The following is a 24,117-nucleotide window of genomic DNA, read 5'->3' as shown; positions in this document are numbered from 1 at the left end:
GGGGCGTGGGGATGGATTCCACCGGTTTCCCATCAAACGATCATGGTCGGCATAGCCGTGCCGAGACGGCCGCCCGATGCCCCTCATTCGACTTGAGGTCATCCCAGTCCGGCGTCGGGGCGTGGAGTCCTGCGGCGGTTCGCGAGGATGGCGCGGGTCTCGCGACGCACCTCGTCGGGCTCGTGCAGCAGCCGGCGGTGGCTGAAGCGGACCACGAGAACGCCCCGGGCCGCCAACAGTGCGTCGCGTCGCAGGTCGATCTCCCGTTCCCGCAGGTCGCCATGGGTCGTCGCGCCGTCCAGCTCGATGTCGACCAGCTCGGCCTCGGCGAACAGGTCGAGGTAGACCACCCGTCCGCCCAGCCGCGCCCGCACCTGTCGTCGGAACGCCGGCATTCCCGGCCCGACGAAGACGCGGTCGTGCCCCCAGATCTCCAACGGACTGCGACAGCCGGCGTCGAGCCGGTCCAGCAGAACTCGAAGTGCGGCACGATCCGCCAGCTTCGGCGCGGTCGCCAACGCTGCGGCGATCCGTCGCGGGGTGGTCAGCCGGTCGTTGACCGCCTTGATGATGGCCGCCGGCCGGTCCGCCGGATGCAGCAACGGCCAGGCGTCGACGAGCGCGATCCAACCGGGTGACCGGCTCGCCGTCGCGTACCAGCACATGAGGTGGCTCCGGGGCGAAGGACCGCCGATGGTGTACGACCAGGTGCGGTCCGCTGCGCAGCCCGGCACGGGTCGGCACATCCAGGTGTACCGGCTCGCCGGGCATCTGACGGCGCAGCTTCCACACCTCGAGTGCGGTGAGATGACTCAGCGCGCCACGCCCACCCGTGTAGGCCACGGCCGCCCGCCGGGCCAGGACCGGGGTGACCCGGGCCAGTGGAGGCGCGCTCCCCCTACCGTCGGCCAGGGCTGCGTCCACGTAGACCCCTGGCAGGACCCGGAGCAGGCGTCCGGAACGCGACGCGTCCTCCAGCACCCAGCGCGGGAGCACCTGCGAGGTGGCGTGTCGGGTGACGAGCCCGCCGTTGCGGTCGAGCATGGCCCGCAGCACAGGGTTCACGCCGCCGACCGTGCCGGACACGGCCACCGCCCGCCATACGCCACACGAGCGCTGTGGACAACGGCCCCCCTGTGGACGACCTCCACTCGCGTTCGGTGTTGTGCTAGAGCACCGGTGATCGTTTGTCGCTCACCCGGAAGCCACCTACCAATGTGGCCGGCTCGAACTCACACGATCATGAGCCCAAGCAGGCCACCCGCCGAGACACCGAAATCCGCCGGTCACCCGGGCCGGTTGACCCCGCACGAAGTGCGGACCCGCGAGTTCGCGCGCGCTGCGCTCGCCGCTGAAGAGCGTGGCGTCGGATCCCGGGGACTTCTCCGAGGCCTCGCATCGTTCGGTGGTTCCGGCCCTCGCCGCGGCCAGGTCATCCGCTACCCCCAGCTGGCGCACCCGTCGGACGGCCTGGTCCCACCTCCAGAGATGCAGTCGGCGACGAGCGCTTGACCCTCGAGCGGGTCGAGCCCCGAGCATGTGCCGCCAAGACCCGACGGCCGGCGGCCCGGCCCCACCGCGAGGAGCACAGTGGACACCGACGACGCCGACGACGTCATGACGCGCATCGGCCGCGCCCTGGACCTGGGTGCGGCGGGCGACCGTACCGCCGCACGCGCGGCCCTCACCGAGGTCTGGGAGCAGGTCGGCGACACCGGGGACTCGTTGCACCGCTGCACCATCGCGCACCACCTGGCCGACCTTCAGGATTCGGTCACGGACGAGGTGGCGTGGGACCGCCGTGCGCTCGCCGCCGTCGCCGACCTCAGCGACGAGCGCGTCCAGCGCGACCACGCGTCGTTGCGGGTCCGCGCCCTGCTGCCGTCGCTGCACCTCAACCTCGCCGACGGGTACCGCCGTGCCGGCGACGTCGCCCGCGCCCGGGACCACCTGACGATCGCGGCGCCCCTCGTTGCCGAGCTGCCGGACGACGGGTACGGCACGATGATCCGCGAGGCGATCGCACGGGTAGGCGCACTGCTCGACGCCGGGTCCCGGGAAGCCCTCGCCGCACCGTGACAAGCTTCGCGCGCCCCCGTCAGCTCGGCACGTCGCGGCCGGCGGCCGGGGTCGCCACCGCCAGCCGTTCGGGCGGGGCGCTGCTGAACCTGAGGCCAGCGAGGGCCTCCTCGCTGACGTCAGGCAGGTAGACCGGTCGGCGGCATCGACCAAGGTGGCCCGCACCATGTGCCGGTCGAGATCGGGCCGCAGCCGGATCGAGGCATCGTCGTACCGCTGCGTCGGGTCGGCGATCTCGTCGAGAGGCTCACGACCCGACAGTTGGCCGCGCATGGTCATCCCCAACGCTCGACGGCGGCCAGTCGGTCACGCCTTCGTCTTGCGGCCCCGGTGGCTCTCGGCGGGCACCACGACGTGAGCGCCTCGTCGGTGAGGTGGAGCGGTTGGTGGTCTCGGCGAGGAAGCCGACGTAGATGTCCGCCGGCGAGGCGCCCCACTCGGGGTCGACCCACACGTGCTCCCAGTCGGCGCGCTCGGCCAGCCCGGAGTCCATGCACAACCGCGCGGCCAGGTGCGACACGTGTTCGTCGGCCGCCACCTTGCCGAAATCCTGGCCGGGCGCATACAGGTCGGCGACGGTGAGCACGTCGTCGCGACTCGACTCGTCGGCGAGCTGAGCGACGGCCAGGCGGGCGCGGCTGCCCGATTCGGCCTGTTCCCGCAGGTCGGACGAGAGCAGCTGCCGATCGATCACCGACGACCCTGGCCGTCCCGCCAACGGGACGAGGGTACCCGTCGGGCCTGTTCCCGTCGTCGACCCGCTACCTACGGCTCCCGCATCCAGAGCTTCGGGTCGTTGACGAAGACACCTTTGCCCTGGTGCCGCCAGATCACTCGCAGCGCTTCGAGCCGCACGTAGACCTGTTTGACGGTGGACGGGCTGACCTTGTACGTCGCAGCAAGCTGCGTGATTGAAGGCAGCTTGTCCCCCGGCTTGATCTTCTTCGCTCTGATATCGGCGACGAGCGCGTCGGCGATCCGGATGTAGTCGGCGATGATCGGCATGGCTCCCCCTGCGTGGCACGCCAATTCGATCACGCAATGACACCTCGCAACAACTCATCGTTTGACTCAGATGACTGGGACAGCTAAGTTGAAGACGCGCCTCTTCCCCTGCGTGGCAACAAGGAGCAGAGGCACCCCCTGGTCGGGGCCGGGTGTCCGTGCCCGTCCCGGCCCCGCCCGGCTGCTCTGCTGTCGTACCGCTGATCGGGCTGCGGCGGCCGAGCGGGCGGGTCGTCCGCGGCCCCCACGCGGACGACCCGCCCTTCCGGACCCACCGTGCGGAGCCTCCGCGCTCCCGCCTGCCCGCAGAGAGGATCGTCGTGGCTCAGGTGTACCGAGGTGCTCAGCCCCACCCCGCCGGCTACCCGGGCCGGTTGACGCCACACGAGGTGCGGACCCGCGAGTTCGCCGCGCGCCGGCGCGGTGTCGACCAGGTGGAGGTACGCGAGTTCCAGGCCCGGATCGCCGACGAGCTCGCCATGCTCAACGAGACGGTACGGCTGCTCACCCAGGAGAACGACCGGATCAGGCGGGCACTGCGCGACTGGCAGACCATGCACGCGCGGGAGTGCCGGCCGCCGGAGGAGCACCACCGCAACTCCGGCCGCTGGTGACCGCGCGCCCCTCCCCCGGTGATCTGCTCGTCGTCGACGGCCAGGCCTCGGTGCAGTTCGCCGGGGACCGCGCCCTGACCTTCCGCGTCGTCTCGGTCTCCGACCAACCGACGTACGCCGGCTGGATCTGGCTGACCGGCTACGTCCTGAACCGGCGCGGTGAGGCGACCGACAAGCGCGAGATATACGTCCAGCTCGACGGCCTGCGTCCCATCGCCGGCCCGCCGACCCCGCAACGCCCTCGTGCCTCCCGCTCCCCGGCCTCCCGATTTGATCAGGGTGACGGCAGCACAACTCGCAACCGCTCGGGAACGCGCGCTCGGGTTGGTGCTCAGCGGTAGCGCGTCAATTTTCCTGTAGCCATCGGCGTGCGGTTCTCATCGTCGGCACAACCGCTCCGTGCAGGTACGGCACGCGGTCAGCCGCCCCCAGTGGTCGGTCAACCGCATGGCGGATGGGTGGTTGAAGGCGGCCACGAGCGTGTCGACGCCTGCGATTCTCGTCCGCTCAAGGTGCGGTGCGATCTGACGACAGCCCATGATCGCGATCAGCGACATTCGATCTTCCCCGTTTCAGCCAGGATTCGATGTGAGAATCCCAGAAGGCCGCGACGCGCTGCCGCGCAAAGGTCGTAAGACAAAAGTTTGCGACGCGTGACTGGTCAGACCAGCGCGCAGCGCGAAGAATCAACCTCGTGACCGAAACCTTGCGCCAATTGGCCACGTTGCTACGGGATCGCGACGAGCTGGACGCCCGGATGGCGGCGCTTACCAGGCGATCGGCGCGGACGGGAGACATCGGCGAGTTCATCGCGGCCCAGGTCTTCGACATCACGTTGGCCGACACGACGATCCAGCCCGGCTACGACGGTACGTTCCGAACAGGCTCGCTCGCCGGCCGGACGGTCAACGTCAAGACATACGGCGACGCCTTCACCGGCCTCGACATCAGCCCACACCACTGCGACTTCTACCTGATCCTCAGCGGCCCGGCCCGGCCCCCTGCCGCAGTGCGGCACCACAGGTGGCGAATCTCTGCGGCGTACCTTCTCGACAGTCGCCGCCTGCTCGAGACACTCAAGGCCAGGGGTGTGAAGATCGGGATCGCGACGAGCATCCGCAGAGGCGACCTCGAGCGGGCCCAGGTTTTTCCCACTTCGGGGGCGGACGCCCCGATACGCCTCACGCCAGAGCAGACCGCGCTGTTGTCGCTGTTCACGTAGGCATTTTCCTGCCCGCTGCCACCGTTCTTCGGCCCGACAGCCACAGGCAGCGCCGGCAAGAGATCGTGTCGGCCGGAGCGGACTGTCGTGATGTCGACAATGCGGCGCGCACAGCGATCAGCTTCGACACCCCCACTGCACAGCAATAGACGTTCTCCCATTGGAAACGACGGCTTCCAGAGGTAATGGACCAATATCGAGATGGCGGAGCCTGTCCTTGACAGGCATATTCTCGTTGGCATACTAGGCGTTTCCCGGTGCGCGGCATCACGACAGATGCGGTGATCCATGGACGACCTGTCGACAGCAGGCCTGGCCGCCGCAGCGAGCGCGGCTCTGATCCAGGCCATGGCTTCGGACGTGTGGCTCAACGTGAAGGAACACGCGGCACGCATTCTCGGTCGCGACGGGACGGAGTCGGTGGCCCGCGCGGACCGGGTCCTGGAGGATTCGCGCGAACGGGTGCTGGCCGCATCACCAGACCGCAGGGATACGGCGTCCGCCCTGGAGGCGGCCCGTTGGGAGGGCCGGTTGCAGGCCCGGCTGGAGGAGGATCCGGGCTTCGCCGTCGCGGTACGGGACCTGGTCGCCGCGGTTCGGGCGGCCGGCGAAGGCGTCGACCTGTCGACCACCGTGCAGCAGAACGTGACCGCCGGCCGGGATTCGTACACCGCAGGCCGCGATCTCACCGTGGGCCGCCCCGAGCAGGCGCCATGAGTGACGCGTGACCGTGCCCCAGCAGGATGTCAGCGCACGGCGCGACGGCTATGTCGCAGGCCGGGACCTGCACCTGCACGTGACGGGGCAGCAGCTCAGCCTCTATCCGGAAGAACGCTTCGCCACGCCGCTGTCCTACGATCGCGAACGGCCGATCTTCCTCCAGTACCTGAATCCGGAGATCCGGTCGTGTTACGGCCGCCCACCGACGACCCGTTTCACCGAGTCGGACCTGTCCCAGGCGCTGCACGCGACGCGGCTGGCCGTGCTCGCCACCGACGAGGAACTGATCCTTCCCGCGTCGTACCTGTTCGAGGTGCCCAGCCTGTCGATCTTCCTCACCCGGATCAGGCCGCTCGTGGTTCGGGGCGTGGTCCACTACTCCTCGCACATCGCCGACCTCGACTCCTACGTGGAGCACAAGGCCGTCGAATACCGCCGCGATGCCCGCAACCCCTACGAGCTGACCCCGCACCGCAGTCTCACCGACGGTCTCGTCTGGCGGCCCCGCTACGCGCAGAACACCGCCACGGACATCAGCCAGAGCTGGGGCACCGCCCTACAGCCGGACGGCGAGCTGGCCACGACGCTCGCCAGCATCGCCGGTCGCTGGCCCTCGACGGCCGGCGACGTCGAGACGCACCTGCATGAGGTGCCCGATCGACTCGACGGGCAGGCCTTCATCAGCCGGTTCGTCCGGGCCACAGTGCCGGTGACACTGGGAGCCGAGGAAGGGGCCAGGATCGACATGTTCCTGTCCCGCGAATACCTCGCCAGCTACCTGTGCGACCTCGACGCCGCCATCGTCGCCGACTTCGACTTCGGCGATTTCTCCTGCGGCATCCGCCAGATGCGGACGTCGCTCGCGGACCGCGTGCTGTCCGCCCGCTCGTTCGACCTCGGCCTGCGATGGCTCGGCATCCACGACTTCGTCCACCGCAGCGCCCGCTGGCCCGATCTACTCTCCCTGCGCTCGACTCCCGAATTCGGCACAGTCGCCACCGCCACACAGCATCCGGTGCTCCGCGCCCGGCTCCGCGAGGCGGTGATCCGGGGGCGGAAGCGCATCAGGTTCCAGAACGCGACAACCATCCAGGAGGCGTTGACCGTGGTGGCCGTCGTCGCCAACAGGCTCGATGTCACGTTGAACCACACAGATCCCGACCGAAGGGCACGATGATGCTGATCTCCGTCTACTGTTCCGGATCGATCGTCAAAGGCGCTGGTGATCAGCAGCGTCTCTGCTGGACGGATGTGGAGCGGGAGGAGGTCGCGGGCGGGGCGGCTCCCTGCGGCGTCGTCTTCCTCAATCCGGACGACCCGATTCCGGACGCGGGCAACACGTTGGGCCAGTTCGGCCGGGACATGTACCAGGTGATGGTGGCGACGGCGGTCGTCGTCGACGCGCGGGTACGCCGCGGCATCGGCATCGGCGTCGAGATGGCGGCAGCGGTCACGCTGGGAACGCCCGTGATCGTGGTTGCTCCCCGCAATTCGCAGTACCGCAGTGACGTCCTGGAATATCGCGGGGTGCGGGTGACCGACTACGTGCACCCGCACGTGGCGGCGCTCGCCACCAAGGTGGTCGACGATTTCGCCGCCGCCGGTCGTGCCCTCGTGGCGCTGGCCGACCGACCCAGGGCGGCCCAACCACGCCCTGCCTGGCTGTCCGCCGCACTGGACGAGTACGAGAACAACGTGCTCGACATCGACGCACCGATGCTCGACGCGCTCCGAAGGATCAGGGCCGGCGCCGCGCGAGTGCCCAGCACGACGGCATGATCGCCGACACGGGGTCCAGTATCGTCGAGCCGATCGGCGCCAGGACGGGGGTGACGGGACTCCACCTGGTGCACAACCGCCACCTGGAAACGCTGCTGTTCAACCGCAACCTGACGGACCTGCCGTTCCGGCGCGCGTGCCTCGCCAGCAGCCGCGAGTTCCTCCGGCACATCCGGGACGAACTCGACGGCGCCGATCTCGCCGAGCTGATCATCCTGAGTAAGGGCCTGGTCTACCAACTCGCGGATGCGGTCGCCACCGAGGCCGGCCGGAACCTGCCGGCGAACCTGGTCTCCACGAGCAGGGTGGCCGTCGCCTCCGACGACGCCACGGTCGAGGTGCCCTACGCGCGATTCGACGCCGGCGGCTCGACGCTGCTGATTGGCGACACCGTCGCCTCCGGTGCGACGATCGTGGCGGCGCTGCGGGAGTACCGGCGATTCCACCCGGTCCGCCGCCTGTACGTGCTGTCGTACGCCGGTGCCCTGCACGGTGCGGCCCGCATTGCCGACTACTGCGCCGGCAGCGGGATCGAATGCACCATGCTCTTCGGCCTGGCCGCGTTCGGGCTCGCCGAGAACGGGTTCGACCTGTCCTTCCTGCACCCCGCGACGGTCACCAGGGACGCCTATCGCGAGCGGGCCCGACGGCAGTTCGCTGGCAGACCCGTGTCGGCCGTCGGGTGGGACTTCGGCTCGCAGGCCATGGCACCGGAGAAGTACCGCGAACTCTGCTGGGTCGAAGCCGGCCTGTGGGACCTGCGCGGCTCACCGGCCCTCGCCGTCGCCCGTGAGCCGGAGAATATGGCAGCCCTCGCGCACGAGGCACCCGCGTACGCAGGCACGACGTACCAGGCTCCGGGCGACGACGCGGTCCGAGATGCCGAGGCCATGGCGGACGCTCGTGCGTCAAGCGGTGACTGCGCTGCGGTGGGCGTTGACGACCCAGGCGTCCGGCAGGACGATCCACTCGTTGTCGCCCACCCGCAGCAGGTTGCAACGGGAATGCGATGAACGGCTGGGCGCGATTGAGCGCGCCCGAACTGGGCTGGGAAAACGCCGAAGTTAACGGGTCGGATCCGCGGTTGGGCTACTGATGCTCGGGCATCCGTACCCCTGCCCGCCGACCATTACCCGCAAGCCCCACCCACCAAATGTCCGAAGAGCCCGATAATGGATAGCGGTGACAGCGTGGGCAAGGACTATGGTCTGTGGCCCGAGGTTGTTGTCGGTGTCGTCACCACCACCTAGGGTGGACGTCGGTTTGGGAGGGGACGAGACGTGACCGCTGACGACAAGGCACCCGTGCCAGTATGGACACTTGCCACGGAAGCCGTGGCCGTGCCGGACGTGCTAGGCGACGAGGGCATGACACCGGCCCGACTCGCAGAGCTGAGAACAGCCCTGGCAACACTTGCGGATTCTCCCATCGCCACGCTTGAGGCGCACCCGGCATCCGCCAAGCGCGACCGTGACGGCGGGATTCCGCTTCATGCAGCCAGCCCGCTCGCCCGGCAGTTGTCGCACCTCGTGACTCAGACAGCGAAATCAGCATCACCGACACTGAACTCCGCCGCTACCGGTGACGTGCTATATCGGATGGTCATACCGGCAAAGGTAGCCGCACAGGTCAGCAAGGGGCTTGTCAAGCCCATGGTCGTGAAGGCGTCTGCCGAAGGTATTCGCGGCGTGCTGGTCAACTCCACCGGCAGCATCGTAGCCATGCCGAGGTTCGTGCCCGTCACAGGCAAGGCCGCCGTCGCCGGTGCCGCAACCGGCTCGGCTACCACAGCCGGTGTGGCTGCGGCCAGTGCCGGAGCGTTGACAGTGGCGGCGCCGCTTGTGCTGATGGCCGTCGCGGTCGGCGTCAGCGCGTATGCCGATCAGCAACGCCAGAAAGCAATCGAGCGGATCACCGACCTCCTGGAGCAGTTGCACGAGGACAGCCTCGAGAACGAACGCAGCGAGTTGGACGGCTGCCGCGACGCGATCGACAAGGCGACGTCGGTTCTCCTGGACCAGGGCAGGATCGGCCTGTCATTGGGACTCGATTCCTCGTCGTACGCGATCAGCACGGCGATCGAACGGACCAAGCGCCGGCTCCTCAAATGGCAAAACGCGCTAGCTGCGCTTCCCGACGGCCAGGTTGAAATCGGCGCCTTGACGAAGTCGTTCCCCGGCATCAACGAGGAAGGCGGCGCGTTCCGCGCGCACCTGGAGCTCGCACGACTCGCCATTGCTCTCAAACGCCGAGTGCTCGTCCTCCAAGCAGTCGAACACGCTCAACTGGCAGGGACGGACAATGCGTTCAAGAGCTTCATCGAGGCATTGCGTGACGACGAGCGCCGCGTCGACGAACTGGAATCAGGCATCAACTCGGTCCTACTTCGGCTGTCGACCCTCGAGTTGAAGCGGAGCGGCGGTTTCCGAAGCATCATGCTCACCCAGGGCGAGGTCGACGACCTACTCAAGACCGTGTACCGACTCCGCGCCTTGGGTGATGGCGTCAATGTGGAAACCCACCGGGCTGACGTGGCGATTGAAATCGAACGAAACAGCGACGGATCGCTCGTGGTGTTCCCTGCAGTCGCTGCCTGACCAGAGCCGCGCACGAACGACCCGGCAGCTCGGTCGGGTGTGCCCGACCGAGCTGCCCCCCCGTCCCTTGACGACGGTGCGCGTCGGCGCGCCCCCCGTCAGCTCGGGACGTCGCGGCGGCGGAAGCCGGCCGTCCCGGCCACCAGCAGCGCGGCTCCCACCCCTGTCAGCACGACCAGCGGCAGTGCCGCCGCCTCGACCGCCGGGGCCGACGGCACGTGGGTGTACGGCGACAGGTTCAGCGCCGCCTGCGGCAGGTCGAGCACCGCGCCGAGCTGCCCGAGCAGCAGGAACACGATCAGTGCCGCCCAGGACAGCGCCACCGACCAGCGGGGCAGCAGGCCGAACAGCGCCGTGACCACCCCGGCGACCACCAGCAGGGCCGGCAGTCGCACCAGCGCCGCTCCGCCCAGCCCGAAGGCCCGGCCGAGGGGGTCGCCGGCGACCAGGCCGTAGCCGAGGCCGGTGGTGAGCCCGCCCAGCAGCACCAGGGCGAGCGCGCCGAGCGTCGCCGCGGCCACCTGGGTGACGAGCCAGCGGGTACGGCTGACCGCCGTGGCCAGCACGGCCTCCAGCAGCCCGTCGGCCTCGTCGTTGCGTGTGCGTAGCAGCGCCTGCACGACGTACGCCCCGATGGTCAGCGCGAACAGTCCCAGCATCGCCGCCAGGTACGCGTCGATGAGTTTCGCGCCGCCGCCCATCGCGCTGATGGCCTCGGCGGCGGCCGGGTTCTCCTCGATCATGGCGTTGAACTCGTCGCCGGCGATGCCCATCGAGAACCCGAGCACCGCCACCCCGACCGCCCAGCCGAGCAGCGCGCCGCGCTGCAACCGCCAGGCCAGCCCGGCGGGGCTGAGCAGCCCGGGTGCGGCCGTGGCCGGCCCGCGTCGGGGCGCGACGAGCCCGGCGCCGATGTCCCGCCGCTCGGCGAGGGCGTAGGCCGCCGCCACCCCGGCGACCAGCAGCGCCACGGGCAGCGCCAGCGTCCACCAGCGTTCGCCGCCGAAGGCGCGGACCTGGTTGCCCCAGCCGAGCGGCGAGAGCCAGGACGGCCAGGCGCTGACCACCCGCAGCCCGCCGTCGGTCTGCTCGCCCAGCACGTCACCGGCCGCGCGGAGCAGGAAGGAGATCCCGACTGCGGCGGCGGCGAGCGCGTTGGCGCCCCGGGACGTGACGGACAGTTGGGCGGCGACGGCGGCGACACCGGTGAACGCCAGGCCGACGCCGCCGATGGCGGCGGCCGCGGCGACCGACCCGGCGAGCGGCAGGCCGGCTCCGGACAGTGCGGCGGCGAGCAGGGCGGTGGCGGCCACGTTCGCGGCGGCGACCACCAGCAGCGCGGCGGTGAGCAGGGCGTACCGGCCGACAACGGAGGCGCCCAGCAGTTCCGCCCTGCCGGTTTCCTCGTTCTGCCGGGTGTGCCGGATGACCGCGAAGGTGCTCAGCAGCGCGGCGAGCAGGGCCAGCGTCACGTACGTCTCGGCGGTCACCACCGCGCCGAGGTCGGTGCCGGCGATCGGCCCGTTGAACGCACGGGCGACCAGGCTGGACGCCGACGTGGTGGCGTAGCCGACCCGGGACGCCTCGTCCGGGTAGAACTCCTTGACGCTGCCGGCGAGGGCGTAGCCGAGCAGGGGCGTGCCGAGCACCCAGATCGCCAGCCGGAGCCGGTCGCGGCGCAGCACTAGGCGGGCGAGCCGCCCGGTGCCGGTGAACGCGCTCACCGGGCACCCGCCGGCCGGTCGGCGTCGGGGCGGTCACCGTCGGTCGAACCCGCCGCCGGGGCGGAGGCGCCAGCGGCGACGGCGGCGCGCTCGTCGCCGTAGTGACGCAGGAACAGCTCCTCCAGGGTGGGCGGGGCGCTGGTCAGCGCGCGTACGCCGAAGCGCACCAGGTGCCCGAGCAACTCGTCGAGGTGGGCGGGCTCGACCTCCAGGTGGGTGCGACCGTCGACCTCGCGCACGTCGTGCACGCCGGGCAGGGCCGCCAGGCCGGTCGCCGGCCGCGCGGTCTCGACCGTCACGGCCGTACGGGTGAGGTGGCGCAGCTCGGTGAGGGTGCCAGACTCGACGGTGCGGCCCTCGCGGATGATGCTGACCCGGTCGCAGAGCGCCTCGACCTCGGCCAGCACGTGGCTGGAGAGCAGCACGGTGGCGCCGTCGCGCTTGAGTTGGCGGACCTCGTCCTGGAACACGGCCTCCATGAGTGGGTCGAGCCCGGAGGTCGGCTCGTCGAGCACGTAGAGCTCGACGGCCGAGGCGAAGGCGGCGACGATGGCGACCTTCTGCCGGTTGCCCTTGGAGTAGGTGCGGCACTTGCGCGTCGGGTCGAGGTCGAAGCGCTCCAGCAGCTCGTCGCGGCGGCGCCGGTCGAGGCCGCCGCGCAGCTGGCCGAAGAGGTCGATCGCCTCGCCGCCGGAGAGGTTCGGCCACAGGTTCACGTCGCCGGGCACGTACGCGAGGCGGCGGTGCAGGGCGACCGCGTCGCGCCACGGGTCGGCGTCGAAGACCCGCACGTCGCCCGCGTCGCGGCGCAGCAGGCCGAGCAGGACGCGGATGGTGGTGGACTTGCCGGAGCCGTTGGGCCCGAGGAAGCCGTGCACCTCCCCCGCCGCGACCGTCAGGTCCAGCCCGTCGAGCGCGCGGACGCTGCCGAACGTCTTGACCAGGTTGCCGATGGAGATGACGGGCATGGGCCCTCCTGTCGCTGGCGGTGCCGACGACCACACTGTACTAACCGGCGGTCAGTCGAATCAACAGGGTTGCCTGCCATCGGTCAGACGCCGCTAGGCTTGCCGCCATGACCGCCGAGGCGCCCGACGACACGCGTACCCGGATCCTGCGCGCCGCGCTCGACCTGTTCGCCGAGCACGGCTACCAGCGCACCCCGCTGCGCCAGATCGCCGAGCGGCTGCGGCTGACCAAGGCCGCGATCCTCTACCACTTCCCGACCAAGGAGCACCTGCTCACCGCCCTGATCGAGCCGATGGTGGCCGATTTCGAGGCGCTGCTCGACGCAGCCGAGGAGGGGCCGGCCGAGCGGGCCCGGTGGACGGTGCTGGAAGGCTGGGTGGACATCATCCTGGGCCACCGCCGACCACTCGGCATGCTCTTCCACGACATCGCGCTCGTCGGCCGGGGCGACACCTACCACCGCCTGATACGGATCGCGATGCGCGCCAACGACCTGATCGCCGGGCCCGACGCGGGGCGCCGGGAGCGGGTTCGAGCGGTGCAGGCGGTCGCCGCGTGCAGCGATCCGGTCGTCTTCTTCGTCGACGTGCCGGACGCGGTGCTGCGGGCGGACATGCTGGACGGCGTGCGCCGGCTGCTCGGCGACCCGACCGGCTCCGGCTCCGACCAAGCCGGCGGCGCGGGCACGGCGGGCGGCTCCGACCAAGTTGGCGGGGCGGGCACGGCCGGCGGCGCGAGCACCCGCACGGCGGCGACCAGCGGCGGCACAGGCACGGCGGCCGACGGCGGTGCGGGCACCCCGGCGGCCGGCGGCGCGGCGAGGGGCCGGCGCCGGCCCGGCCGACCACGGGCGATGAGCCCGGAGCAGGTCGAGGCGGCCCGGCGGATGCACGCCGGGGGCGACCACTCGGCGGACGAGATCGCCGCCGCGCTCGGGGTCTCGCGGGCCACCGTCTACCGCCACCTCGACCCGGCCGCCGCGAAATAATGAGACTGTTTCTGCGACAGTTTTGAGAACGGGGCCGGCCCGTCAGGTGTCGAAGTCCAAGGTCGTCCGCACGGCTGCTCGACAACGCATGAGCTGATCCACCCGGGCCGCTCCGAACCAGATTTCGGGAGTGCCGTCTTCGGCGGACGAGAAGCGATCAGCAGGAGGCACCCTCATCCGAGGGTGCCTCCACTGCGTTGATCCGGTGCTGGGCGGTACCGGGATCCAGAGACGTCTCTCAGCGGGGAGCGCTGCCGAAGGCGCTGGAGAGGTACGCCCGGGAGTCGGCGATGGCGCCCTCGATGATCCGGGCCGCCTCGCGGGCCTCCTCGGGCCGGTGCCCGGCCTGCACCTGAAGCCGGAACCGGGACGATCCGGTCGGAGTCACCGGGAACTCGACCATGAATGCCAGCACCCCCCGGTCGAAGAGCAGGCGGTTCGCCGTCCGCGCCAGCTTCTCGTTGCCGATCAGTAGCGGCACGATCGGTGACGGCTCACCCATGCAGGTCAGACCCCGGCCGGTCAGCTCGTCGCGCAGGGCGTGGATCGCGGTGAAGAGCCGGGCCCGCAGCACGTCCCCCTCGGCCGACCGGATGATCCTGGTGGCCTCCCGCACCACCGCGGTCTGCACCGGCGACAACGCGTTGGAGAAGAAGTGCGAGCCACCGAACATCTTGATGTACTGCTTCAACGCCGGCGAGTGGGAAGCCACGAAGCCACCGTTGGAGCAGAACGTCTTGGAAAAGGCGCCCATCACGATGTCGACGCTGCCGAGCAGATCCTGCATCCCCAGCACACCCGTGCCGCCGGGCCCCATCGAGCCGAGGTCGTGCGCCACGTCGACCAGCAGCGTGGCGTCGTGTTCCCGGCAGACGCGTTGCAGGGTGACGAGGTCCGGCCAGTCCGCGTCCACCGAGAAGAGCCCATCGGTGACCACCAGGATGCCGTTGCGGGTGTCCGTGGCCCGAATCTCGGTCAGGTGCCGGCGTACCGCCTCGACGTTGAGGTGCTCGTAGCGGACCACGTTCCGGGTGGCCGCCCGTGCCCCCTGCTGAAGGCAGGAGTGGGCCAGCCGGTCGATCAGGATGTGGTCGGACTGCCGGACCAGACCGACGACCGCGCCGAAGCCGGCCGCCCAGCCGGTCGGAAAGAGCGTCACGTGGTCGAGCCCGACCAGGTCGCCGAGGGCAGCCTCCAGATCGTCGGAGATGCGGGTGTTGCCGAGCACCATCGGCGAGCCGGCGCTGTGCGGCCCGTAGTCGTGCATCGCCTTGGCCGCCGCCTCCCGGATCGCCGGGTGGGTGTTGAACGACAGGTAGTCCTGCGAGTTGAAGTTGATGCCGCGGGCCCGCCGGCCCAGGTCGTTGGTGATCTGGGCGACGCTGTCCGGTGCCGCCTCCAGCACCCGCGAGTACTGCCACGTCTCCGTGCGTCGACGGGCCTGCACCCAGCCGTAGAAGTCCCCGGTGCGGGTCAGCAGGTTGCGGCCGGCGGGCCGGTAGAAGTCGTACGCGTTCTTGTCCAGGGCGTACTCCTCGTCGGGGTCGACGGGGTTGCGCAGGTGGGCCGGCTCCCACATCTCGGTGAGGTCGGCGACCACCTGGGCCAGCTCGTCGTCGGCGCCTTCGAGCGACGCGAGGTCGTCCCACGGGATGTGGGTGGCCCAGTTACGGGTCATCTCGGAGACCTCGGTCGCGGTACGCGCCATGGTCTCGAAGTCCCGGCAGTGTGCCGCCTTGAGGATGATTCCGATCAGTTCGCCGTCTTCACGCTGGTCCAGCTCGGTGGTCACGGTGTCGTCTCCCTGGTGGATCATCAGGCGAAGAGGTTCTGCTGGTAGCTGCGGGAGGTCTCCGCGAAGTCCTCGAAGACCGCGTGGTCTGCGGAGGACTCCTTCGCGGCATCGTTGAGCAGGAAGAGGTTGGAGGCCTGGAAGAACTCCGACACCGGCGCGACGTCGGCGTGGGTGGCGATGAACCGGTCGGTCTCCTGCTGGTTGCCCCGCAACGCGACGAACAGTTGCAACTCGTCGTGCCGGTACGGACGCATCTCGGCGAGGGTGCAGACGTAGTCGTGGTAGGCGGCGGCGTTCTGGCTCCGGCGGCGGTCCCCGTAGGCGGTCATCGCCTCGTCGATCGACGCGTCACCGCGGAGCCACCGGTCGAGGGCGGCGCTGACCAGCTCGGCGTCGCGGAAGGCGTGGGTGATGCCGATGGCGGTGCACTGGTCCTTGGCCGACTCGGCGTCACCGACGAGCACCCACCCGGGCCCGTGCAGTGGCCGGAGAAAGGCCGACTGGTCCAGGGTGCCGTAGATGCGTTCCTCCCTGGTCCCCTTGCTGCGCACCACGTCGCCCAGCTCCGGACTGACGAAGTCCAACGCCTTCTGGTAGTTGCCCGGCACGTCACCGCGAAACTCCCGCGACCACTCACTCGGCCCCCAGACCAGGACCATGTTCTGGTCGAAGTTGGTCGGCGCCACCGCGCAGGCCAACCGGCCGCGCCGGTGCAGTTGTGCCGGGCCCAGGTCGAAGCCGGACCAGTAGCTCCAGTAGGCGAACGTGCAGCGGGGCCGCTCGTCGTACTTCGGCAACGCGAGGGTGCGGGCGACGAACGAGTTCCGCCCGTCGGCACCGACCACGATCCGGGCCCGCTCTTCGACCAGCTCTCCGTCGACCGCACGCCCCCGGACACCGACGACCTGCCCGTTCTCGACGATCAGCTCACGAACGGTGAAGTTGGTCCGCACCTCGGCGCCGGCCTTGGCGGCCGCACCGACCAGGATCTCGTCGAGCACCCGGCGCCGCACGGACGCATAGCTCTGCACCACGCCCGAGTCGTCGCCGTGCAGGTCCCGGAAGTACTCGCGCAGCAGTTCGGTGGGCACCGAGCCGGTCAGCGAGATGCCGTCGTTGACCACCTCGACCGTGGTGTGCGCCGGAGTGACCGCCAGGACCTCGTCGAGCAGTCCCCACCGGTTCAGGTAGGACATCCCGTGCGGCCAGAGGAAGTGCGTCGAGATGACGTCGCTGGGAAACGAGGAGCGGTCCACCACGAGCACCCGGTGTCCACGCTGGGCGAGCAACAGGGCGGTGGACGCACCCGAACAGCGGGCGCCGATGACGATCGCGTCGTACAACTGAATCGATCCTTCGTTGATGTGGCGGTGGCGGCGCAGGTAGCGGCGGCGGAAAACCCACCCAAGAGCGGCCCCGGGGTCCGCGGATCGCGCAGGTCACCCGGGTTGCGTGCGGCGTCGGCCACCGTTGCCGGTGGCTGCCTCTGCCACACCTACCGATCGAGTCGGCAGGCCCGGCGGAGAGCGTAGCGTATGTCCACAGTGGATCGAAACCGCTCGGAGTGGGCGTCCGAGGTCACTTCAGTGGACTGGCGCCACGAACAAATCGAGCGGCTCACGGCGGCTGAGGACGCGCGGCGGGCCGGGCTTGGCCCTCCCAGCCGGGTCGCCTGAAGAGCGGAAACTCCGGTATAACGAGCATGCTGTTCCGCTGGCCGGCATCGCCCCCTCGGAGTGCCCATGACGACGCAGTTGCGTGACCGTCTCGACGACATACTTCGAGCTGGCCAGGTCGGCGGTCTGCACACCGTCGCGGCGGTTCGCGGTGGTCACACCGTGCTGGAGTACTACGGGGCTGGTGAGGACTTCGCCTGGGGCGACTCGCTGGGCGTCGTCGAGTTCGGGCCCGGGGTCCTGCACGACATCCGGTCCGTCACCAAGAGCGTGACCGTCCTGTTGTACGGCATCGCGCTCGGCGAAGGGCTGGTCCCGCCGCCGGCGGAGCCGCTCCTGCACCGGTTCCCGCAGTACCCCGACCTGGCGGCCGACCCCTGGCGCGCCCGGCTCACCGTCGAGCACGCACTGACGATGTCGTTGGGCGTGGAATGGTGCGAAGATCTCCCGTACAACAGCCCGGCCAACGCCGAGATCGCGATGGAGCTGGCGCCGGACCGGTACAGGTACGTCCTGGAGCGGCCGATCCTCGAGCCGCCCGGCACCCGGTGGACCTACTGCGGCGGTGCCACGGCTCTGCTCGGCCGGCTGATCGCCGACGGCACCGGGCAGTCGCTGCCGCAGTACGCGCAGGCCGTGCTGTTCGGGCCGCTGGGCATCGGCAGCTTCGACTGGATGACCGGCGCGGACGCAGTGGCCTCCGCCGCGTCCGGGCTGCGACTCACGCCCCGCGACCTGGCCCGGATCGGCGAGCTGGTGCTGGCCGAGGGAACCTGGGACGGTCAGCGGATCGTCCCCGCCGACTGGATCCACACGATGCTCCAGCCACGCCTGCAGACCAGCTGGGGCGCGCGGTACGGCTACCAGTGGTACATCGAATCCATCGAGGGCCATCGGCTGGTGGCGGGCATGGGCAACGGCGGCCAACGCCTGTTCGTCCTGCCCGACCTGGACCTCGCCGTGGCCATCACCGCCGGCAACTACGACGACCCCGACCAGTGGCGGACCCCGCTCACGGTGCTGGAACGGGTCATCCTTCCCGCACTGGCCTGACGGCGCCGCGCCCGCCGGTCAGCCATCGGCAGGGCACACCCCTGGCGTGCCCAGGAGTCCGGACCCTGACACGTCAGGCGGCCAGGGTGGCGTAGCGGCCGGCGCGCTCCAGCAGGCCGTCGTGGCTGCCGGACTCGACGATCCGGCCGTGGTCGAGCACGGCGATCCGGTCGGCGTTGCGCACCGTGGAGAGCCGGTGCGCGATGGTGATGGTGGTACGCCCCCGGGCCACCTCGTCGAACGCCCGCTGCACCGCGCGCTCGGTCTCGGTGTCCAGCGCGCTGGTGGCCTCGTCGAGGATCAGGATGCGCGGGTCGCGCAGCAGCGTACGGGCGATCGCGAGACGCTGCTTCTCGCCGCCGGAGAAGCGGTGTCCCCGCGAGCCGACCATGGTGTCGTACCCGTCGGGCAGCCCGGCGATCAGGTCGTGGATCTGGGCGGCGCGGGCGGCGGCCTCGATCTCGGCGTCGGTGGCGTCCGGGCGGGCGTAGCGCAGGTTCTCCCGCACGGTGGTGTGCAGCAGGTACGTCTCCTGGCTGACCACGCCGACGATCGCGGCCAGATCGGCCAGGCGCAGGTCGCGCAGGTCCACGCCGTCGACGGTGATCCGGCCGCTCGTCGGGTCGTGCAGGCGGCTGATCAGCGCGGCCAGGGTGCTCTTGCCGGAGCCGGTCTCGCCGACCAGCGCCAGGCCGCTGCCGGCCGGCACGTCGAGGGTGATCCCGGCGACGGCGGCGGTGTCGCTGCCCGGGTAGCGGAAGGTGACGTCGCTCAGGCGCAACTCGCCCCGGATCCGGCGCGGGTCGACGTCGACCGGCTCGGCGGGGTCGTCCACCTCGACCGGCAGGTCCAGGTACTCGAAGATCCGGGCGAACAGCGCCAACGAGGCGGTCACGGAGACGCCGACGTTGAGCAGGCCCATCAGGGGGCGGAACAGCCCGCCCTGCAACGCGGTGAAGGCGACCAGGGTGCCGATGCTGAGCGTGCCGGCGGCGCCGGGCAGCCCGGCGCTGAGGTAGATGACCGCCGGGATGGCGGCGAAGACGACGCTCATGGTGGCCATCCGCCAGCGGCCGGCGAGTTCGGAGCGCAGTTCCAGGTCGACCAGGCGGTCCGACGAGGCGGCGAAGCGGGCGGCCAGGGCGGGACCGGTGCCCAGCGTCTTGGCCAGGTGCACGCCGCTGACGGACAGCCCCTCCTCGACGGTGACGTTGAGGTCGGCGAGTTCGCGCTGGCGCTGCGCGGTGATCTCGCGGCGCAGGTGGGCGACGCGTCGGGTCAGCCAGATGGCCGGCGGCAGCACGACGAGCGAGACCAGCGAGAGCCGCCAGGAGAGCGCGACCATCGCCGCCGCCGTGGCGACGACGGTGGTCAGGTTGGCCGCGATCGAGGTGGCGGTCGAGGTGACCACGCTCTGCATGCCGCCGATGTCGTTGGTGATGCGGGACTGCACCTCGCCGGTGCGGGTGCGGGTGAAGAACGCCAGGGACTGCCGTTGCAGGTGGGTGAAGACGTCGGTGCGCAGCCGGTGCATGACCTGCTGGCCGACCCGGGTGGAGATCCAGGTCTGGAGCACGCCGAGCACCGAGGTCACGGCGGCGACGGCGACCATGCCGGCCACCAGCCAGGCCAGCAGCGGCAGGTCGCGCTCGGGCAGGGCCCGGTCGATCACGGCGCGGAGCAGGAAGGGCGAGGCCATGGCGAGCACCGAGGAGACCACGATGATCGCGGTGACGGTGGCCAGCGCCGCCCGGTGTCGGGCGAACAGGACGCCGATGCGCCGCAGGGACACCTGGCGGGCCTGCGCCTTCTCGGCGGCGCTGACCTTGCGGGGGCCGCGGTCGCGGCCGGAGGGGACGGGTTCCAAGGGATACTTCCTCACGTCGGATATGCTGAGGTTACCTCAACATGAGGGACCAACAGCTTCCGCTGCTACGGTATTCCCCGTGACGGCAGACACCGACAGCACCGAGGACGGCCTGGCCGAGGCGTTCCGGGCGGTGACCCGGCGGCTGCGCCACCGCACCGGCGAGGCGCTCGCGCCCTGGGACGTGACGCCCGGCCAGTCCCGGGCCCTCGGCGTGCTGATCCGGCACGGCGCGTTGCGGCTCAGCGCGCTCGCCGAGCACCTGCGCATCGCCCCGCGCTCCGCCACCGAGGTCGTGGACGACCTCGAGACGCGGGGGCTCGTGCGGCGCCGGCCCGATCCGGCGGACCGGCGTGCCACCCTGGTCGCGCCGACCGAGGAGGGCACGCGCGCCGGCGCCGCCATCCACGCCGCCCGCCGGGCCGCCGCCGAGGAACTGTTCGGCCGCCTCGCACCCGCCGACCGGGTCCAGCTCGCCCGCATCCTGCGTACGCTGCGCGACTGACCGCCCGCCCACCGCCCGGCGCCGTCCCCGCGCCCCTGCCCGGCCTTCCGCCCGCTCACCGCCCGGCGCCCGCCGGGGCGCGCTACCGGGCACCGCCGGGGTTTGCCGCTCCCGGCGGCGGGTAGCCCAGCCACCCGTCCTGCCGACGGGACCGGGTCCCCCGAGCGGGCGGCCCGGCACACCTGCGACGCCGACAGGAGTGATCACGGTGGGTCGGATGCCCGGCAAGCCCGGTGACCGCTGACGATGTGCGGCATCAGTGGCGAGGCGAGGTTCGACGGATCGACGCCGGACGCCGGCGCGGTGACCCGGATGACCGAGGCGATGCGCTCCCGGGGCCCCGACGGGGAGGGCCTCTTCGACGACGGCTGGGTGATCCTCGGGCACCGCCGGCTCACCATCATCGACCTCACCGAGGCCGGCTCCCAGCCGATGGTCCGCGACGACCTGGGGCTGGCGCTGGTCTTCAACGGCTGCGTCTACAACTACCCCCAGCTGCGCGAGGAGCTTCGCGGCGCCGGGCACACGTTCCACTCCACCAGCGACACCGAGGTCGTCCTGGTGGCGTACGCGCAGTGGGGCGAGCAGTTCGTCGACCACCTGGTCGGCATGTTCGCCGTCGTGCTGGTGGACCGCCGGCGGCGCCGGCTCGTGCTGGCCCGCGACCGGCTCGGCATCAAGCCCCTCTACCTCGCCGAGTCACCCGGCCGGCTGCGGTTCGCCTCCACCCTGCCGGCGCTGCTGCGCGCCGGCGACGTGGACACCTCGATCGACCCGGTGGCGCTGCACCACTACCTCTCCTGGCACTCCATCGTCCCGGCGCCCCGCACCGTCCTGCGCGGCATCCGCAAGCTACCCCCGGCCACCGTGCGCGTCGTCGAGGCCGACGGGCGCAGCCGCCAGCACGTCTACTGGCGGCCCGACTACGCCCGGGACCCCGCCCACACCGGCATGGACGCCGGGGACTGGCGGGCCGCCGTCGGGGAGGCGCTGCGCGAAGCGGTACGGCGGCGGCTCGTCGCCGACGTCCCCGTCGGCGTGCTGCTCTCCGGCGGCCTGGACTCCAGCATGATCGTGGCGCTGCTGGCCGAGGCCGGGCAGCAGCATCTGCAGACCTTCAGCATCGGCTTCGACAGCCGCGGCGGCGAGGCCGGCGACGAGTTCCACTACTCCAACCTGGTCGCCCGCACGTTCGGTACCGACCACCACCGCATCCGGCTCGCCGACGGCGACCTGGTCCCGGCGGTACGGCGGACCGTGCACGCGATGACCGAGCCGATGGGCAGCCACGACGTGGTCGCCTTCCACCTGCTCTCCGAACAGGTCGCCCAACACGTCAAGGTGGCCCAGTCCGGCCAGGGCGCCGACGAGGTCTTCGCCGGCTACGGCTACCACCAGCCCCTCACGCGGGTGCTCCGCGACGACGCGGCGGCCACCTTCGCCGACGCGTTCTTCGACCGGGACCACGCTGAGCTGAGCCGGGTGGTGGACCCGGCGTACGCCTGCAACCGCGACGCCAGCCGCGAGCTGCTCGCGGCGGACCTGGCCGCGCCGGGCGCGCAGACGGCGCTGGACGCGGTGCTGCGCCTGGACACCCACCTGATGCTCCCCGACGACCCGGTCAAGCGGGTGGACAGCATGAGCATGGCCTGGGGGCTGGAGGTGCGCACCCCGTTCCTGGACCAGGACCTGGTGGCGCTGGCTGCGGCCTGCCCACCCGAGCACAAGGTGGCCGACGGCGGCAAGGGCGTGCTCAAGGAGGTGGCTCGCCAGGTGCTGCCCGCCGAGGTGGTCGACCGGCCGAAGGGCTACTTCCCGGTGCCGGCGCTGCGCAACGTCGACGGGCCGGTGCGGCAACTCGTCGCCGAGGCCCTCGCCGCGCCCGCCGCCCGCGAGCGCGGCCTGTTCCGCCGCGAGTACGTCGCCGAGCTGCTCGCCGAGCCGGACCGGGCGCAGGCCGCCGCCGGCAGCAACAAGCTGTGGCAACTCGGCCTGCTGGAACTCTGGCTCCAGTCCCACGACGTCCGCTGACCGCCTCCCGTCCGCTGACCGCCTCCCGTCCGACGCCCGCACCCCGGTCGCCGGGCTGCGGCGACGCCGTCGAGCCCACGAGTGGAACACCACGGGTCCCTCCACCGCCGGGTGAGACCCGTGGTGTTCCACCGGCCAGCTGACGCCACCGGCCCGCGGCCGCCACCGGCCCGCGGCTCGCCGCCGGGCGGGACGGGTCAGACGGCGCGCGGGTCAGACGGCGCGCGGGCAGACGGCGCGCGGGTCAGACGGCGCGCGGGTCAGGCGGCGCGGGTCTCGGCGGCCAGGTGGTCCAGGACGGCGCGCACGTCGTCGCCGGTACGGGCCATGACCCGGCGCTGCCGGGTGGCGCCGTTGCCGTCGCGCCGCAGCCGGACCAGCTGGTCGCGTACGTAGTCGAGGTCGCCGTGGCGGGCCAGGGCCGGCGCGACCGTGTCGACGAGCTCGCCGACCAGGTCCCAGGCGGGACGGGCGACGCCGGCGCGCAGGTCGATCAGGTCACCCTCCAGCCCGTCGTGCGCAGCCCGCCAGTGCGCGGCGGAGACCAGGCAGTCCCGGATCCGTCGGGCGGGGACCCCGGCGCGGGCGTCGTCGGCCATCGTCGCGACGAGTGCGCGGACCAGCCCGGCGACCAGCACGGTGTCGTCCACCGCCGGGCAGACGTCGCCCACCCGCACCTCCACCGTGGGGTACGCGGCCGACGGGCGCGCGTACCAGTAGACCATTGCCGCGTCGAGCATGATCCCGGCGTCGATCAGCTCCGCCACCGTCGCGTCGTAGTCGGCGACCGACTCGAAGTGCGGGGTCGGCCCGATGCTGGGCCAGCGTTCCAGCTGCATGGAGCGCCAACTGGCGTGCCCGGTGTCGCGTCCGTCGTGCAGCGGCGAGTTGGCGGTGATCGCCTGTACCACCGGCAGCCAGGGGCGCAGGTGGTTGCAGACCTGGATGGCCAGTTCGCGGTCGGGCATCCCGACGTGCACGTGGCAGCCGCAGACGGCGGGGTCGTGCGCCACCGGCCCGAACCGGCGGGACATGGCGTGGTAGCGCGGTTTGTCCGGCACCGTCCGGTGCGGCTCGTGCACGGGCGTGGCACCGACCGCGACGAGCCGCGCCCCGGCGGCCTCGGCCGCGTCGCCGACGGAGCGGCGCAGCGCCACCAGGTGCGCGCGCAGCTCGGCCAGGTCGGCGGTGACCGGCGTGACCATCTCCACCATGCTGTGCCGGAACTCCTGCCGGCTCTGGTCCCGCGCGCTGCCGGACAGGGCGGTGAGCACCCGGTCGGCGACCGGCAGGCTCTCCCCGGTCTGCGGGTCGAGCAGGAGGTACTCCTCCTCGACCCCGAGCGTCAGCGTGGTCTGGTCGGAAGCGGTGGCAAGTGCCGGACGGTACGTCATGGGCGCTCGCGTCCGTTCGTCGGGCGACGCGCCGGGCGCCGCGCTGCCGGACGACCCGAATTCCCGGCCCACTGCCTGGGCAAACGCCTGGGGCGAGGG

General features: G+C 71.2%; 23 protein-coding genes. 13 read left to right on the top strand and 10 right to left on the bottom strand.

The window, feature by feature from the left end:
• Positions 1 to 98 precede the first annotated feature (98 nt).
• Positions 99 to 734: a DUF559 domain-containing protein gene (locus tag ABZ573_RS20490; protein WP_358119922.1), complete on the bottom strand. Its 636-nt coding sequence runs from the start codon at positions 732 to 734 to the stop codon at positions 99 to 101.
• Positions 735 to 1,617: 883 nt separating this feature from the next.
• Between ABZ573_RS20490 and ABZ573_RS20485 the strand changes: the two genes are divergently transcribed.
• Complete coding sequence (locus ABZ573_RS20485; RefSeq protein WP_358120038.1) at positions 1,618 to 2,079, top strand: hypothetical protein; 462 nt, start codon at positions 1,618 to 1,620, stop codon at positions 2,077 to 2,079.
• A 247-nt stretch (positions 2,080 to 2,326) separates the two neighbouring features.
• On the opposite strand, the gene ABZ573_RS20480 is transcribed toward ABZ573_RS20485, so the two are convergent.
• Together ABZ573_RS20480 and ABZ573_RS20475 are read right to left on the bottom strand one after the other, a co-directional pair.
• Positions 2,327 to 2,773, bottom strand: coding sequence for a hypothetical protein (locus tag ABZ573_RS20480; protein WP_327028682.1), 447 nt, complete (start codon positions 2,771 to 2,773; stop codon positions 2,327 to 2,329).
• A gap of 71 nt (positions 2,774 to 2,844) precedes the next feature.
• Entirely contained in the window at positions 2,845 to 3,084 is a 240-nt protein-coding gene (locus tag ABZ573_RS20475; protein WP_151452952.1) for a winged helix-turn-helix domain-containing protein, read from the bottom strand.
• A gap of 320 nt (positions 3,085 to 3,404) precedes the next feature.
• On the opposite strand from ABZ573_RS20475, the gene ABZ573_RS20470 reads away from it, so the two are divergent.
• Together ABZ573_RS20470 and ABZ573_RS20465 are read left to right on the top strand one after the other, a co-directional pair.
• Positions 3,405 to 3,698: a DivIVA domain-containing protein gene (locus ABZ573_RS20470; RefSeq protein ID WP_358119919.1), complete on the top strand. Its 294-nt coding sequence runs from the start codon at positions 3,405 to 3,407 to the stop codon at positions 3,696 to 3,698.
• Entirely contained in the window at positions 3,695 to 4,039 is a 345-nt protein-coding gene (locus tag ABZ573_RS20465; protein WP_358119916.1) for a hypothetical protein, read from the top strand. The genes ABZ573_RS20470 and ABZ573_RS20465 overlap by 4 nt, the downstream gene beginning before the upstream one ends.
• A gap of 36 nt (positions 4,040 to 4,075) precedes the next feature.
• Here the strand turns inward: ABZ573_RS20465 and ABZ573_RS20460 are convergent, their stop codons facing one another.
• Positions 4,076 to 4,255 carry a hypothetical protein gene (locus ABZ573_RS20460; RefSeq protein ID WP_358119913.1) on the bottom strand — a complete coding sequence of 60 codons (180 nt, stop codon included), beginning with the start codon at positions 4,253 to 4,255 and terminating at the stop codon, positions 4,076 to 4,078.
• 137 nt (positions 4,256 to 4,392) lie between these two features.
• On the opposite strand from ABZ573_RS20460, the gene ABZ573_RS20455 reads away from it, so the two are divergent.
• The 6 genes from ABZ573_RS20455 (at position 4,393) to ABZ573_RS20430 (ending at position 10,016) form a co-directional block, all read left to right on the top strand.
• The gene (locus tag ABZ573_RS20455; protein ID WP_358119910.1) at positions 4,393 to 4,920 is read left to right on the top strand and encodes a hypothetical protein; all 528 of its coding nucleotides are present in this window, start codon (positions 4,393 to 4,395) and stop codon (positions 4,918 to 4,920) included.
• Between the two features lie 288 nt (positions 4,921 to 5,208).
• Positions 5,209 to 5,637: a hypothetical protein gene (locus ABZ573_RS20450; protein WP_358119907.1), complete on the top strand. Its 429-nt coding sequence runs from the start codon at positions 5,209 to 5,211 to the stop codon at positions 5,635 to 5,637.
• Between the two features lie 7 nt (positions 5,638 to 5,644).
• Positions 5,645 to 6,817: a hypothetical protein gene (locus ABZ573_RS20445; protein ID WP_358119904.1), complete on the top strand. Its 1,173-nt coding sequence runs from the start codon at positions 5,645 to 5,647 to the stop codon at positions 6,815 to 6,817.
• Positions 6,814 to 7,419: a hypothetical protein gene (locus tag ABZ573_RS20440; RefSeq protein ID WP_358119901.1), complete on the top strand. Its 606-nt coding sequence runs from the start codon at positions 6,814 to 6,816 to the stop codon at positions 7,417 to 7,419. Before ABZ573_RS20445 ends, ABZ573_RS20440 begins: the two co-directional genes overlap by 4 nt.
• On the top strand, positions 7,416 to 8,432 hold the full coding sequence (locus ABZ573_RS20435; protein ID WP_358119898.1) for a hypothetical protein: 1,017 nt from the start codon (positions 7,416 to 7,418) through the stop codon (positions 8,430 to 8,432). Before ABZ573_RS20440 ends, ABZ573_RS20435 begins: the two co-directional genes overlap by 4 nt.
• Before the next feature lie 267 nt (positions 8,433 to 8,699).
• A complete protein-coding gene (locus ABZ573_RS20430) occupies positions 8,700 to 10,016 on the top strand; it encodes a hypothetical protein (protein WP_358119895.1) in 1,317 nt (438 codons plus the stop codon).
• Between the two features lie 98 nt (positions 10,017 to 10,114).
• Here the strand turns inward: ABZ573_RS20430 and ABZ573_RS20425 are convergent, their stop codons facing one another.
• Positions 10,115 to 11,740: an anibiotic ABC transporter gene (locus ABZ573_RS20425; RefSeq protein WP_358119892.1), complete on the bottom strand. Its 1,626-nt coding sequence runs from the start codon at positions 11,738 to 11,740 to the stop codon at positions 10,115 to 10,117.
• Complete coding sequence (locus ABZ573_RS20420; RefSeq protein ID WP_358119889.1) at positions 11,737 to 12,708, bottom strand: ABC transporter ATP-binding protein; 972 nt, start codon at positions 12,706 to 12,708, stop codon at positions 11,737 to 11,739. The genes ABZ573_RS20425 and ABZ573_RS20420 overlap by 4 nt, the downstream gene beginning before the upstream one ends.
• 107 nt (positions 12,709 to 12,815) lie before the next feature.
• On the opposite strand from ABZ573_RS20420, the gene ABZ573_RS20415 reads away from it, so the two are divergent.
• Positions 12,816 to 13,697 (top strand): TetR family transcriptional regulator, encoded by an 882-nt coding sequence (locus ABZ573_RS20415; protein ID WP_358119886.1) that lies wholly within the window; start codon positions 12,816 to 12,818, stop codon positions 13,695 to 13,697.
• A 238-nt stretch (positions 13,698 to 13,935) separates the two neighbouring features.
• Here ABZ573_RS20415 and ABZ573_RS20410 read toward each other — a convergent pair whose 3' ends face one another.
• Positions 13,936 to 15,489, bottom strand: a complete 1,554-nt coding sequence (locus ABZ573_RS20410) for an aminotransferase class I/II-fold pyridoxal phosphate-dependent enzyme (protein ID WP_225851953.1) — start codon at positions 15,487 to 15,489, stop codon at positions 13,936 to 13,938.
• Between the two features lie 23 nt (positions 15,490 to 15,512).
• Positions 15,513 to 16,841, bottom strand: coding sequence for an NAD(P)/FAD-dependent oxidoreductase (locus ABZ573_RS20405; protein WP_151452923.1), 1,329 nt, complete (start codon positions 16,839 to 16,841; stop codon positions 15,513 to 15,515).
• A gap of 393 nt (positions 16,842 to 17,234) precedes the next feature.
• On the opposite strand from ABZ573_RS20405, the gene ABZ573_RS20400 reads away from it, so the two are divergent.
• Positions 17,235 to 18,221: a serine hydrolase gene (locus ABZ573_RS20400; protein ID WP_358119883.1), complete on the top strand. Its 987-nt coding sequence runs from the start codon at positions 17,235 to 17,237 to the stop codon at positions 18,219 to 18,221.
• Between the two features lie 73 nt (positions 18,222 to 18,294).
• On the opposite strand, the gene ABZ573_RS20395 is transcribed toward ABZ573_RS20400, so the two are convergent.
• Positions 18,295 to 20,088 carry an ABC transporter ATP-binding protein gene (locus ABZ573_RS20395; RefSeq protein WP_151452954.1) on the bottom strand — a complete coding sequence of 598 codons (1,794 nt, stop codon included), beginning with the start codon at positions 20,086 to 20,088 and terminating at the stop codon, positions 18,295 to 18,297.
• 79 nt (positions 20,089 to 20,167) lie between these two features.
• On the opposite strand from ABZ573_RS20395, the gene ABZ573_RS20390 reads away from it, so the two are divergent.
• The gene (locus ABZ573_RS20390) at positions 20,168 to 20,593 is read left to right on the top strand and encodes a MarR family winged helix-turn-helix transcriptional regulator (protein ID WP_358119880.1); all 426 of its coding nucleotides are present in this window, start codon (positions 20,168 to 20,170) and stop codon (positions 20,591 to 20,593) included.
• A gap of 246 nt (positions 20,594 to 20,839) precedes the next feature.
• Positions 20,840 to 22,624 (top strand): N-acetylglutaminylglutamine amidotransferase, encoded by a 1,785-nt coding sequence (locus ABZ573_RS20385; protein WP_358119877.1) that lies wholly within the window; start codon positions 20,840 to 20,842, stop codon positions 22,622 to 22,624.
• A gap of 260 nt (positions 22,625 to 22,884) precedes the next feature.
• Here ABZ573_RS20385 and ABZ573_RS20380 read toward each other — a convergent pair whose 3' ends face one another.
• Positions 22,885 to 24,018, bottom strand: a complete 1,134-nt coding sequence (locus ABZ573_RS20380; RefSeq protein WP_151452927.1) for a glutamate--cysteine ligase — start codon at positions 24,016 to 24,018, stop codon at positions 22,885 to 22,887.
• Positions 24,019 to 24,117 lie beyond the last annotated feature (99 nt).

The sequence above is a fragment of the Micromonospora sp. NPDC007220 genome (assembly GCF_040634035.1).
Classification (GTDB): Bacteria; Actinomycetota; Actinomycetes; order Mycobacteriales; family Micromonosporaceae; genus Micromonospora; species Micromonospora reichwaldensis.
This window is presented reverse-complemented; position numbering and strand designations above follow the sequence as displayed.

Bases quoted from the DNA above. Each gene is read 5' to 3' on its own strand.
- ABZ573_RS20485 (WP_358120038.1), top strand. From the start codon at position 1,618: ATGACGCGCATCGGCCGCGCCCTGGACCTGGGTGCGGCGGGCGACCGT.
- ABZ573_RS20475 (WP_151452952.1), bottom strand. From the start codon at position 3,084: ATGCCGATCATCGCCGACTACATCCGGATCGCCGACGCGCTCGTCGCC.
- ABZ573_RS20460 (WP_358119913.1), bottom strand. From the start codon at position 4,255: ATGTCGCTGATCGCGATCATGGGCTGTCGTCAGATCGCACCGCACCTT.
- ABZ573_RS20450 (WP_358119907.1), top strand. From the start codon at position 5,209: ATGGACGACCTGTCGACAGCAGGCCTGGCCGCCGCAGCGAGCGCGGCT.
- ABZ573_RS20440 (WP_358119901.1), top strand. From the start codon at position 6,814: ATGATGCTGATCTCCGTCTACTGTTCCGGATCGATCGTCAAAGGCGCT.
- ABZ573_RS20435 (WP_358119898.1), top strand. From the start codon at position 7,416: ATGATCGCCGACACGGGGTCCAGTATCGTCGAGCCGATCGGCGCCAGG.
- ABZ573_RS20420 (WP_358119889.1), bottom strand. From the start codon at position 12,708: ATGCCCGTCATCTCCATCGGCAACCTGGTCAAGACGTTCGGCAGCGTC.
- ABZ573_RS20415 (WP_358119886.1), top strand. From the start codon at position 12,816: ATGACCGCCGAGGCGCCCGACGACACGCGTACCCGGATCCTGCGCGCC.
- ABZ573_RS20400 (WP_358119883.1), top strand. From the start codon at position 17,235: ATGACGACGCAGTTGCGTGACCGTCTCGACGACATACTTCGAGCTGGC.
- ABZ573_RS20385 (WP_358119877.1), top strand. From the start codon at position 20,840: ATGTGCGGCATCAGTGGCGAGGCGAGGTTCGACGGATCGACGCCGGAC.
- ABZ573_RS20380 (WP_151452927.1), bottom strand. From the start codon at position 24,018: ATGACGTACCGTCCGGCACTTGCCACCGCTTCCGACCAGACCACGCTG.